Source organism: Mycolicibacterium monacense (assembly GCF_010731575.1).
GTDB classification, from domain to species: domain Bacteria; phylum Actinomycetota; class Actinomycetes; order Mycobacteriales; family Mycobacteriaceae; genus Mycobacterium; species Mycobacterium monacense.
The window spans coordinates 566,082-577,821 of record NZ_AP022617.1 but is presented as its reverse complement, the minus strand read 5'-3'; the positions used below and the strand labels follow the sequence as shown (position 1 = coordinate 577,821).

Sequence of the window (11,740 nt, the reverse complement as noted above, 5' to 3'; positions counted from 1 at the left end):
TCGAGTTTGAATTCTGACACGGCCGGTCGCCACTCGTCAGGGTTTTACCGATCCCTTCGGCCGCTGTTGACTGTGGCAGTCCACTGCCATAGTGTTCTCGGTCACATGGCCCGTGCGGTCGCGGACGGCGCACGCCACTCGAAGGTCATCTAATCCAAATCGAAAGGCTGACAATGAGATTCACTGTCTACCTGCCCAACTGCATGCATGTCGCCGCCATCACCCAGCCGTGGGAGCATGACCTGGGTGGGCGGGACATCGCGAAAGTGGCGCAACGGGCTGAAGAGCTCGGCTACTCGATGGTCTTCCTGCCCGAGCACTTCTTCACGCCGACGTCTCATGTCGAACTCTCGGGGAACCACTACTTCGACGCCACCACCGCGCAGGCCTACATCGCCGGTGCCACGTCGACGATCACCATCGGGTCGATGGTCACCATCCTGCCGTTGCACAACCCGATCGTCGCCGCGAAGCAGATTGCGACGTTCGACTGGTTCAGCGGCGGTCGTGCGCAGACCACCGTCGGGGTGGGTTGGCTCAAGGAGGAGTTCGACGCCATCGGCGTTCCCTTCAACAAACGCGGCCGGATAGCGGACGAATACCTCGAAGCGATGTTCGAGCTGTGGCACAGCGATTCGCCGAGCTACGACGGCGAGTTCGTCAAGTTCGATGACATCGCGTTCGGGCCGAAGCCGATCTCCAGTCCCCACCCGACGGTGTGGCTCGGCGGGGACGCCGACGCAGTGCTGCGCCGGGCGGCCCGCTTCGGCGACGGTTGGGCGCCGTGGCTGACCAAGCCCGAGGAGTTGCCCGCCAAGCTGGATTACCTGCGCTCGCAACCCGGATTCGACGACCGACCCTTTTCGGTGTTCTACAGCCTGGCCGTCCTGTCCATCGGTCAGGAGCACGCCATCGTCGACGACCCGAATGCGCAGTTCGGCCAGAGTGCTCAGCAGGTCATCGACAACTGCAACATGCTGGCCGAACTCGGGGTCACCGACACGTGGGTGAACCCGCCGCCACTGAACGACTTCAACGCCTACCTTGACCACATGCAGTGGGTGGCGGAGGAGATCATCCCCAAGGTGGGATAGGTCTGGGAGCCCCTGGACGACGAAAAGAGCCCGGCCGAGCAGCCGGGCTCTTCTCGTTGGCAGGGGCTATGCCGGCCGGATGTTCAGCGGCACCGACTGCAGACCCATGGTTCCGGTGGGCCATGGCACCTGCGGCGGATTGCCGTCGACCAAGGTGTATTCGGGAATGCGGGCGTGCCACTCCTCGAGAATGAGTCGCAGCTCCAGGCGGGCCAGGTGGGAACCCAGGCACCTGTGCGGGCCACGTCCGAACGCGAAGTGCACCGCCTTGCTGTCGACGTGCACTTCGTCGACGTCGTCATAGCGCCGCGGATCGCGGTCGGCACTGCCATAGCTCAGCATCACCCTGGTGTCCTTCGGTACCACTCGGCCGGCCACCTCCACCTCCTCGGTGGTGACGCGCGGGGCGAAGGGTACGGGACCGTCGACGCGCAGCAGCTCCTCGATGAAAGCGGGAATCAGCGAGTAGTCGTTGCTGATCCGGCGGCGCAGATCAGCATCTTCGGCCAACTTCGCCAACGAGAACCCGACGGCTGAGGTGACGGTGTCCAGGCCGGCGAGCACGAACATGAAGCACAGCCCGAGAATCTCGTTGTCGTCCATGCCACCCTCGTCGGTGTCGTGGATCAACTGGGTGAGCATGTCACTGCCGGAGGTGTCCGTGCGCCGCTCGGCGATGTGTTCGTTGAGGTAGGTGAACAGCTCGAGCGCATAGGTGAGGACCTCGGGCGTCGGCTCTCCGCTGCCGGGGTCGGTGAATTGCAGGATCGCGTCCTTCCAGTGGACCAGCCTGTCGCGGTCTGCCATCGGCAGTCCGAACAGCGTCAGGAACACCTGCGACGGGAACGGCGTGGCCAGGTCAGCCACCACTTCGCACTCGCCCTTGGCCACGATCGCGTCGATGAGTTCACCCGCCTGCCGGCGCAGCTCGGGCTCACGCTCGGCCATCCTCTTGGGACTGAAGAACGGGTCGAGCATGCGGCGGAACCGGGTGTGGTCGGGCGGATCAATCGCGATGGGCACGAGAGGGACCGGGCTGCCCAACACGTCGAAAGCCTTCGCCGAGGAGAAAATCTGCGGCCTCTTGGCCGCGAATTCCACTGCCTCGGCACTGGTGAGCACAATCTCCTCACCGGACAACACGGCCTCGCCCGCTTCGCGCAGTTCCCGCCACGCGCGCGAACGGTCTTCCGTGAACGGCAGATCGTTGATGTTCAGGGTGCCGTTCACGCTGAGCTCGGTCATGTAGGTGCAGATCCTCTCACGTACGCCAGACTGGCGATCCGAAACAAACTATGACAGTAAACTGTCACATGTGGGAAAGTATCGTCGGCGCGGCGAGCGGTGTCAACGATGTGCCATATCCGCTCTGGTTGTAATGTCAGAACACCCGACACGGCCCAGGAGGATCGCAGATGGCACGGGGTGACCGTTCGCCACGAAACGAGCATGCGGACCGGACCCGGATGGCACTGCTGGAGGCGGCACTGAATCTGTTCAGTGCCAAAGGCTATGACGAGACGACGACGGACGAGATCGCCGCTAGCGCAGGCGTGTCCCCGCGGACGTTCTTCCGTTACTTCCCGACCAAGGAGTCGGTCCTCTTCTTCGGCGAATACGACTTCATCGACGCCGTCGGTGGCGTGTATCTCGCGCAGCCCGAAGGCGCATCCGACTTCGAGGCGATGGCGAACTCGTTCGCGTTGCTTGCTCCGGGGCTCAAGCGCATCCGTAAGCGGATCGCGCAGTATCACGAAGCGGTTGCGTCATCGCTGGTCCTGCTCGGCCGCGAGCGCAAGAACCACGAGGCCAACGCCGAGACCGTGGCGAAGATCATTGCGCAGCGGCGCCACCTGCCGTCGCCCGACAGCGAATGCCGACTGCTCGCATCAGTCGGGATGCTGCTCGTGGAGCGCGCACTCAATCAGTGGTTGGCGGCGCCGGGCCGCGCCCTCGACGACATCATCCGGCAGGAGTTCGCGGCGCTGCCCGCCGTCTTGAAGTAACGAAGCCGCGACCTACTGGTCGTCGAACAGGGTGCCGTCGGGGCAGGCCCGCGGGGTGTCCGGTCCGCAGTACTGCGTGCGCATATAGCTCGGGTAGGTCTCGGTCGGTCCGGCGTAAAGACCGGCGAGGTTCACCGGCAGGTCATACACGCCGATCGCCACCACGTGCAGAAAACCGGTGACCGCCAGCACCCGCAGCAGCGCCTTGACGCGCGGCCCGGCCCAGCGCAGGGTCTCCACGCCCGCCTCCACCCGGATCTGGCCGTTGCGGTTACGGAAGAACATCAGCGCCCCGCTGGAGCTGAGCACAAGGGACCAGAGAATGGGACCGTAGAGCGGTATCTGCACCGTCTGGCCGGCCCACAGCGTGGCACCGGGAATCGACGCCGGATACGCGACCAGGCCGTGGTGCACCGCAAAGATCTCGAGGGGAAACTCGATGACGTACACCGCAAGCCAGCCGGCGAAGAACGTGCGAACCGGCCCCAGCGTCGGCCAGCGGCGGCGCGCCCTACGCATCGCCCACCCGGCCAACTTGCCCATGGCCAGCGGCATCCAGATGTAGATCATTCCGATCATCAGCACCGGCTCGGCCATCAACCGACTGCCGGGGCTCAGCGATCCGGGGACGTTCTCCATCCAGTTGCCGAAGTTGACCAGGCCGGCGTTGTAGAACAGCACCGGCTGAAACCAGTTGATCAGCGGATCGTGCCACCAGGCGATGGCCGACCCGATCACGACGGCGGCCTCGACGCAGAGCTGCCGCTCGCGCAGACTCTTGCGGACGACGTAGACGATCGCGACCAGAGCCAGTGTCGGGCACGCGATTTGGAAGATCGTCATCGCCAATTGGGTGCCGCCGGGGATCGGATCGGGACCCGGGTCCGCCGGCGTCGCGTTCCCAGACACGATCCACGACGTGTAGACGTAGGCGGCGAAAAGGATGCACACCGCACCGACTCCCGACCAGAACAGCACCGGCCGAACGGTTTTGATCTGCGCCGGCTCGACCGCTGACTCGACGCGGCCGACCTCGTCGGGGCTTTTGAGATCTGTCACTGCAACGCCTCCTTTGGCGACGACCTACCAAAGATGGCAGTTCACTGTCACAGTGTCAACGCCTTGTCCGAATGCCGTGGCTATCGGCCTTCGGCAGCACCGCCGCCACCAGTTCACTCAGAGCGGTCGCGTTGGCGTTGATGGTCACACCGTCAGGAAGTAGACGACGATGCCCAGCAGCACGATGCCGGCGACGCAGCCGCCCAGCAACCGCACCGTCTCGGAGATCAACCCTTCGCGGGTCGGCGGGGGTAGGAAACTCATGTGTGTGCCTTCCGGTTGTGTTGGCGTGCGGTCACGGCGCGTAGATGCTGTCGTTGCCGGTGACGACCCGCATGACCACGAGGGGCACCACCAACAGCAGAGCGAAACTCACCTGGAAGACCACGAACCAGGCGCCGAACCGAGCGAGTTCGAACTTCCACCGCGGGATCGTCACCTCGTAGTCCAGGAGATCGTCGTATTCCTGTTGCCTGGAGCGTCGCGTCGACGCTGGGGTGGCGGTCGCGGTCGCGGTCACACCGCCCGAGCCGGCTGTTGACGACAGCGGCGCATCGCCGATGGCTTTGGGCCGGGTGAAGCGCTCGAGTCCGAAGAAGCGCTCGAAGTGGTTCAGGCCACGAACCGGCGGCTTGCCGGCCCAATACGCGATCAGGTTGGGCCAGAAGCACATCAGGCCGATGGTCCACAGCAACGTGATCTGCCCGCCATTGGAGAACGTCATCACCGGGCCCATACCCGGGTCATATGTCCACCAACCCATGGCCGCAGCGATACCCTCGACGAAGAAGTCCCAGGCGTAGTTCACGGGAATCGCCAAGACCACAATGGCTTTCAGCATGCTCCAGCCGAACTTTTTCACGAGTAGCTGGCCGAGCCAGAAGATGACGAGGGCGTGCACGGTCCAGTAGACGGCGTAGGCGAACGGCATGAACATCGGGTCGTACGGCGTCTTGAGCGGCAGCCAGTCCATGACGTGGTGCTGCATGAAGGTGGGGCTGTAGATCAGCTGCTGACCCCAGTCGCCCACCGATTCCATCCAGTAGACCAGCATGCTGTTGACGAGGAACAGCAGTCCCCAGGTCAGCCGCCTTCGACGGACGGAGTCCGCGATGGCGAGCAGGATGACGAGCCCGCCCACGATCGGAATGACCCAGTTGAAGAACCACGTGCCCGACGGGTCCACCAACGCGGGGGGGATCGGCGGATCGGCTAACAGGAGCGTCACGGAACCTCCGTCTCGAGGGGGTTTCAGATCTGTAACCTAGTTCACTATATGTTGCGGGCGCGCATCGTATGCAGGTTCCGGCACACTCCCCGTTTCTGACGTCATGTACATGCCAAATAAAGGCATATGAACAGGGGTTTACCCCACGGCTACTTGTCTTGATCTGACAGCGATGGCACACTCCGGTGTAGCCGGCGTCACAGCAGGCTATCGAGTGCCGCAACCGAATCGAGGACGCGTTTTGACAACCGACTCCCTGCCCAAGGTGTCCACCGAGACCCTTCCGATGCCCGCGGCGCGTGATGAGGCCTGGCGCACGCTGGACGAGCATCCGCTCGTGGAGGTGGAGGACGGGTACGCCGCCACCAGCCGGGACTTCGTGGAACTGGTGCTGAAGAACCCGTCGGTGTTCTCCTCCAAGAGAGCCTTCGACGTGCTGGCCAGTCCTGTACCGCTCGTCCCCATCGCATTCGACCCACCCGAGCAGGCCCGGTACCGACGCATCCTGCAGCCGTTCTTCAGCCCGCGGGTGATCAAGCCACTCGAAGCGGATCTGCGCGCGCAGATGGTCGAACTCATCGAGCCGATCGTGGCGCGCGGTGAATGCGACTTCGTTGCGGAGGTGGCTTCGGTGTTCCCCACGCAGGTGTTCCTCACCCTCTTCGGGCTGCCTCTGGAGATGCGGGACCAGTTCATCGAGTGGAAGAACGCCGTGCTGAACCTGAGTGCTGCCGCGGGGCAGACCACAATCGATGAAGCGGCCCAGGAGGGCATGCTCAAGGCCGCCGAACTGTTCATGTACCTGACCGAGCTGATTCAGCAGCGGCGTGGGGTACCGGGCGACGACGTGCTCAGCCAAGTGCTCAACATCGAGCCACCCGACGCGCTGTCCGACGAAGAAGCCATCGGGCTGTGCTTCCTGTTCATTCTGGCCGGCCTCGACACCGTGATGGACTCGCTGGGCTTCGGCATGCAGCGGCTCGCCGAAAACCCTGACCGGAGAAGGGAAATCGTGGAGGACCCGGCCCTGATTCCGGTCGCGATGGAAGAATTGCTGCGACTGGATCCGCCGGCCCCGTTCATCCCCCGCGTGACCACCCAGGACACACAGGTGGGGGCGCACACCCTGCCGGAGGGCAGTCGCATCACCAGCTACCTCGCCGTGGCCAACCGCGACGAGAAGCTCTTCCCCAACCCGTATGAGATCGATTTCCACCGCAGCGACAACCGCCACATCACCTTCGGCACCGGTGTCCACCGTTGCCTCGGTTCGCATCTGGCCCGTCTCGAGATGCAGGTGGCTTACGAGGAGTGGCACAAACGCATCCCGCACTACCACATCACCGAGGGCACCACACCGCACGTGCACTGGCCGCGGGGCACCGTCGGTCTCGATTCGCTGCATCTGACCGTCGGAGATCCGTCGTGAAGGTCGCCATCGATTCCGACAAGTGCATGGGTCACGGAATGTGCTACGCCTTGGCGCCCGACGTCTACACCGACGACGAGCACGGCTACGGCCACGTGATCGGTGACGGCACTGTCCGGGACGACCAGGCTGAGGCAGCTCGTCACGCCGCGGCCAACTGCCCGGAATCGGCAGTCGCGGTGGATGTCTGACGGCGTTCCACAGACGCGTTCACTGATCTGATGGTCCTGGTCCGGGGAAATCCCCACGTCGTTGGCAGACGTGCACAGTCCTGCAACCACATCGGGTAGCTCAGCCGCACCGCTCCAAGACCCTCAGACGCCCGTCGCAGATTTTTTGCGGAACAACTCGAGGCGAAGTCGCCGGCGAAAGACGGGTTTCGGTGACCGCTACCGTCAACGTGAGGTGTGCAGGTTCGGCACACCGGCTTGCGGCACAGGACGGTGATTCGGTGTGCTCCGTGGACACGACAGCTCATCTAACAGTAGTGTCACTTCCGTGGAGGTGCCAGTATGAGGTCTGATCGGCTGGTTGTGTGCGCAAGCCACAGCCCGGGCAAGGAACGCGATGTCGAGCACGCGTTCGGTCATCGGTTTCGCTCGGCGCTGGCGGCGGCGGCCGAGGACGTGCAGCGCTTCGATCCCGACGTGGTCATCGTGTTCGGCGGAGACCACCGGCGGGCGTTCCGCCATGTGGTTCCGGCCTTCGCCGTCGCCCTGTCAGCGTCGATCCTCGCCGAGGGGGGCCACCCCGCCGGTGGCCTCGACGTCCCGTCGCACGTGGCCCGAGGGTTGTGCGAGCACCTGCTCGCCGCGGGATTCGATGTCGCCGCATGCCGCGATATCGGGCTGGATCACGCGTTCGCGCAACCGGTTCGGGACCTGCTGGGCGAGCTCGCGGTCAAACCGGTGATCCCAGTGCCGGTGAACTGCGCGACGGCTCCGCTCCCGACCGGACGCCGTGTGGCCGAATTCGGAGCTGAGGTCGGGCGTTTCCTCGACAGCATCGACGAGCGGGCACTGGTGATCGGCACCGGCGGGCTGTCGCACTCACCACCGAGCCTGGAGGTCGACACCTACGCTCTCACCGACGACGAGCGGGCGCGGATCATCGCCGACGGTATGGCCGAGGCGCGCAACAAGATCCGACCCGACTGGGACCACGAGGTCTTAGACGCGATGTTGCACTGGGACGTCGAAGCGCTGATCGGGCTCGTCGACAGTGCGCATGCACGCGGGGGCGCGGGTGCCAACGAGGTACGCACCTGGGTTGCCGCGGGTGCTGCGGGCGGCGGCCGGCCGTTGACGCCGCTGGTCTACGAGCCGGTCCCGGAATGGATCACCGGGATGGCGGTGGCGATGTCGGCGTGACCGGCATGGCGCGCGGCGGCGCAGGCGGTGGCGCGGGGGTACGCGAGAAGAGCGGAGCCGGCCCGGGCTGACGGACCCCGTTGACGTCGACGAACACGCCGCGTGCGCTCAGGTGGGAATCCTCCATCGCTTCGGCAATGGTCAGGACCGGCGTCACGCACGCATCGGTGCCTGCGAACACCTCCGACCAGTGGTCACGCGGATACTCCCGGAATCTGTCGGCCAGCAGCCGACCCATGGCCGGCCACCCGGCGCGGTCCCGTTGCGGGCCAAGCGTTTCCGGGTCGATATCCAAAAGCCGCAGCAGCTCGGCGTAGAACTGCGGTTCCAGTGCGCCCACCGCGACGAAGCCCCCGTCGGCGCATTCGTAGGTGCGGTAGAACGGCGCGGAGCCGTCGAAGATGTTGGCGCCCCGCTCGCCGGACCACCGGCCGTCGGCGCGCATGGACCACAGCACGTGTGCCAGCAACGCCGTACCGTTGACGATGGCGGCGTCGATGACCTGACCGCGGCCGGAGGTCTGCCGTTCGACCAGGGCGGCCAGCACGCCGACGACCGCGAACAGCGAGCCGCCGCCGTAGTCGCCGACGACGTTCAGCGGCGGCGCGGGCGGGCGGTCCGGCGCGCCGATGGCGTGCAACAGTCCGGTGAGGCCGATGTAGTTGATGTCGTGGCCGGCCTGCGCGGCACGGGGGCCGGTCTGCCCCCACCCGGTGACGCGGGTGTAGACCAGTCCCGGATTGCGGCGGCAGCATTCATCGGGCCCCAGGCCCATTCGTTCCGTGACGCCTGGACGGAATCCCTCGATGAGAACGTCGGACCGGTCGATCAGCCGGCGCACCTGATCGAGGTCACCGGCGTCCTTGAGATCAGCAGAGACGATCCGGCGCCCGCGTAGCTGGGCGCCGCCACCGCCGCGTCCCGGCCGCTCGACGCGCACCACCTCCGCGCCCATGTCGGCAAGCAGCATCGCGGCGTGTGGGCCGGGCCCCATGCCGGCCAGCTCGACCACCTTGACACCGGCCAGCGGGCCGGCCGGAATTGCAGGCAAGCCGTCTACCACGGCCCCATCCTAGCGCGTATCTGACGGATCGTTCACCTCTGTCTGGCCAGTTATGGCTCAATACAATGAGGTTGAAACTGCTGGTAGTGCATATCTGACAAACATGTCACGAATGCCGAGCGCCGGCACCGCAAATTGACCGAGGCGCCATTGGCCGGCGTCGCCGGCTGCGTCACGACGGCATCGGCGGGTGCGCGCCCACTACGTCGGGAGGCCGAAGAAGCCGCGCCGGATCAGCGTCACCAACAACTCCACGATCTCGTCGTCGTGGATCGGCTCGGGCAGATCCAGCGCGGCCTGCCGGACACGGGTCACCAGTGCGCGCAGGATCAGCGCTGCGACTACCGGGTCGAACGAGTAGGGGCCCGGTCGGCCGGTCAACATCCTTGCCGCGCCGACATCCATCAGGACCTGGCCGTTCTCCCCGATCCCGACGATCGTGGGGTCGTCGGTGGCGCCTTCCGCCCACGCTTCGATGCAGCCGGAGTACCGGTCGTAGAACTCAACGTAGGTGGCCAGCCAGTTCCGCAGCGTCTCCTCGTCCGCCACGGGGTCCACGTCGGCGATGCGCTCGGCGAACGCCATTGCAGCGGTATAGATCTCGGCGGCCACCGCGGCCAGTAAATCCTGCTTGTCGCTGAAGTACTTGTAGAAGGTGCCCCGGGCGACGGCGGCCGCCTCCACGATGTCGTCCACACTCGTGCTGCGGTAGCCGTGGGCACGGAACTGGGCGGCGCCTGCGGCGGCCAACGCCGTCACGGTACTCACGGCTCGCTTGCTGAGGGTGGCGGTGCGATCGCTGATGGACAGTCCTTCAATGTCCGGAGCCGCAGGCACCTCGACGGCGTCCACGTCGGCCGCCGGGTCAGCGCTGGCGCGCAGACGCAGCGACGTCAGCACCGACGGCGGGGTGTCGGGGAACAACGCCAGCTGCAGGAACACCGAAAGCGTGTCGACCGCGTCCTTCGCGCTTCGGCCATAGGCACGGTCGGTGTGCACGAACAGGTTGATGCGGTGCACCAGCGCGGTCATGGTCATGGCCGCCACCTCCGGGTCCAGACCCTGCAGTCCGGACGCGGCCAGCCGCTCGGCGACGCGGTGGTTGTAGCTACGGACGAAGCGGGTGATCTGCGGCCGCACCTTCGTGTCCGACGAGGCGATCGCCGTCCACTGCACGAACATGGTGGAGTACTTCTCGAACACCCAGCTCCACTCGCCCAGCCACCAGTTCAAATTGTCGAAGCCGACTTCGTCGGGGCCGAGTGGACCGATGCGGCGGGCCACCCGGAACAGCGCGCTACCGCACTCGTTGAGCAGCTCGAGGAAGATCTCGTCCTTGCCCTGGAAGTACTGATACAGGGTGGCCCGGGACACACCTGCCGCCTTGGCGATCGCGTCGACCGAGGTGTCGAAGTACCCGAGTCGGCCGAACAGCTCCAGCGACACCTCGGTGATCCGGCTACGCGTGGTGGCGCCGCGGGCACCCACAGCAGGGCTGGAGGGGCCGTAGCTGGCTCGGCGGACGATCGAGGCTTCGGCCATGATGTTTCTAGCCTATGGCCTATCCGGGCCGGCCGCGTCACCCTCGGGCGCGTTTCGGGGGAGGAGAAACTCCGCCGTGCCGGTGATCGCGACGCCGCCCGTCTGCCGGGTCGCCGTCAACTCCACCGTGACCCGGTCGCCGTCCGGTTCCGCGGACACCGCGGTCACGGTCCCCGAGCAGGTCAGCACGTCGCCGGGCCAGACCTGCTCACGAAAGCGCACGCCGAAGCGGCGCACAGGCCGTGCACCCAGCCAGTCGGTCGCGAAGCCGGCCAGCAACGCTGCGGAGAACATGCCCTGCGCGAACACCGACGGGTACCCCGCGGACCGGGCCAGTTCGTCGTCGTAGTGCATGGGGTTCAGATCGCCCGACGCCCCGGCATAACGAACGAACATCTGGCGTGTCAACGGTCCGTACTCGCGGGACGGTGCCTGCACGCCTACGCGCAGCACGGAGGTCGCGGTCATCGTGCGGCCGTCTCGATGAACGTGGCCCTCGCCTCGGCGACCAGCACGCCTGCAGCGTCACGGTATTCGGTGACCACCGTGGCGAAGCGCATCGTCCCGCCCCGCTTGCCCGGTTTGGAGAACCGGTCGACGACCTTCTCCTGTGCAGTCAGCACGTCGCCCGCAGCCGGCAGGTCGCCGTGGAAGGTGTACTCCTGTTCACCGTGCAACAACCGCTTGCGGTCGAAACCGACGCTGACCCGGACTCCGGGCGGCGCCCAGCAGGCGGCGCTCGTCAGGAACGTGGGCGGGATGATCGCGCCGTTTCCCCGGTAGGCCGGGTCATCGGACTGCATGGCCTCGGCGAACTCTGCGATCTTGCCGCGCTCCACCACCAGCTCCCATGGCTGTCCCACGCTCAGGTCGGCGGCGCTGTCGGACGATACGGTCATAGTGACCAATAGTGTCAGAAAAAGTGGTGTAGTGAAACCGGAAGACGGCA

Annotated in this window: 13 protein-coding genes; 5 read left to right on the top strand and 8 right to left on the bottom strand. The window is 65.7% G+C overall.

Annotated elements, in window-relative coordinates; translation table 11 throughout:
- The first annotated feature begins 173 nt into the window (after window positions 1-173).
- Window positions 174-1,094, top strand: coding sequence for a TIGR03619 family F420-dependent LLM class oxidoreductase (locus G6N49_RS02825; protein WP_011856432.1), 921 nt, complete (start codon window positions 174-176; stop codon window positions 1,092-1,094).
- A 66-nt stretch (window positions 1,095-1,160) separates the two neighbouring features.
- On the opposite strand, the gene G6N49_RS02820 is transcribed toward G6N49_RS02825, so the two are convergent.
- Window positions 1,161-2,339 (bottom strand): cytochrome P450, encoded by a 1,179-nt coding sequence (locus tag G6N49_RS02820; protein WP_011856433.1) that lies wholly within the window; start codon window positions 2,337-2,339, stop codon window positions 1,161-1,163.
- Between the two features lie 221 nt (window positions 2,340-2,560).
- Between G6N49_RS02820 and G6N49_RS02815 the strand changes: the two genes are divergently transcribed.
- On the top strand, window positions 2,561-3,100 hold the full coding sequence (locus tag G6N49_RS02815) for a TetR family transcriptional regulator (protein WP_456320103.1): 540 nt from the start codon (window positions 2,561-2,563) through the stop codon (window positions 3,098-3,100).
- Between the two features lie 12 nt (window positions 3,101-3,112).
- Here the strand turns inward: G6N49_RS02815 and G6N49_RS02810 are convergent, their stop codons facing one another.
- The 3 genes from G6N49_RS02810 to G6N49_RS02805 form a co-directional block, all read right to left on the bottom strand.
- Window positions 3,113-4,159, bottom strand: coding sequence for a spirocyclase AveC family protein (locus G6N49_RS02810; RefSeq protein ID WP_163647391.1), 1,047 nt, complete (start codon window positions 4,157-4,159; stop codon window positions 3,113-3,115).
- A gap of 144 nt (window positions 4,160-4,303) precedes the next feature.
- Window positions 4,304-4,423, bottom strand: coding sequence for a DUF7156 family protein (locus tag G6N49_RS29905; protein ID WP_423226875.1), 120 nt, complete (start codon window positions 4,421-4,423; stop codon window positions 4,304-4,306).
- A 31-nt stretch (window positions 4,424-4,454) separates the two neighbouring features.
- Window positions 4,455-5,387, bottom strand: coding sequence for a spirocyclase AveC family protein (locus G6N49_RS02805; protein WP_235679485.1), 933 nt, complete (start codon window positions 5,385-5,387; stop codon window positions 4,455-4,457).
- Window positions 5,388-5,628: 241 nt separating this feature from the next.
- Between G6N49_RS02805 and G6N49_RS02800 the strand changes: the two genes are divergently transcribed.
- The 3 genes from G6N49_RS02800 to G6N49_RS02790 all read left to right on the top strand — a co-directional run bounded on the left by G6N49_RS02800 (window position 5,629) and on the right by G6N49_RS02790 (window position 8,186).
- Complete coding sequence (locus G6N49_RS02800; RefSeq protein ID WP_197913479.1) at window positions 5,629-6,816, top strand: cytochrome P450; 1,188 nt, start codon at window positions 5,629-5,631, stop codon at window positions 6,814-6,816.
- The gene (locus G6N49_RS02795; protein WP_011856439.1) at window positions 6,813-7,007 is read left to right on the top strand and encodes a ferredoxin; all 195 of its coding nucleotides are present in this window, start codon (window positions 6,813-6,815) and stop codon (window positions 7,005-7,007) included. Before G6N49_RS02800 ends, G6N49_RS02795 begins: the two co-directional genes overlap by 4 nt.
- 321 nt (window positions 7,008-7,328) lie before the next feature.
- On the top strand, window positions 7,329-8,186 hold the full coding sequence (locus G6N49_RS02790) for a 3-carboxyethylcatechol 2,3-dioxygenase (protein ID WP_179967723.1): 858 nt from the start codon (window positions 7,329-7,331) through the stop codon (window positions 8,184-8,186).
- On the opposite strand, the gene G6N49_RS02785 is transcribed toward G6N49_RS02790, so the two are convergent.
- From G6N49_RS02785 to G6N49_RS02770, 4 genes are all read right to left on the bottom strand, one after another.
- Entirely contained in the window at window positions 8,155-9,237 is a 1,083-nt protein-coding gene (locus G6N49_RS02785) for a CaiB/BaiF CoA transferase family protein (RefSeq protein ID WP_083044789.1), read from the bottom strand. The genes G6N49_RS02790 and G6N49_RS02785 overlap by 32 nt on opposite strands.
- A gap of 213 nt (window positions 9,238-9,450) precedes the next feature.
- A complete protein-coding gene (locus G6N49_RS02780) occupies window positions 9,451-10,791 on the bottom strand; it encodes a TetR/AcrR family transcriptional regulator (protein ID WP_083044717.1) in 1,341 nt (446 codons plus the stop codon).
- 12 nt (window positions 10,792-10,803) lie between these two features.
- Window positions 10,804-11,259: a MaoC/PaaZ C-terminal domain-containing protein gene (locus tag G6N49_RS02775; protein WP_011856443.1), complete on the bottom strand. Its 456-nt coding sequence runs from the start codon at window positions 11,257-11,259 to the stop codon at window positions 10,804-10,806.
- On the bottom strand, window positions 11,256-11,690 hold the full coding sequence (locus tag G6N49_RS02770) for an FAS1-like dehydratase domain-containing protein (RefSeq protein ID WP_011856444.1): 435 nt from the start codon (window positions 11,688-11,690) through the stop codon (window positions 11,256-11,258). Before G6N49_RS02770 ends, G6N49_RS02775 begins: the two co-directional genes overlap by 4 nt.
- Between the last annotated feature and the right edge of the window lie 50 nt (window positions 11,691-11,740).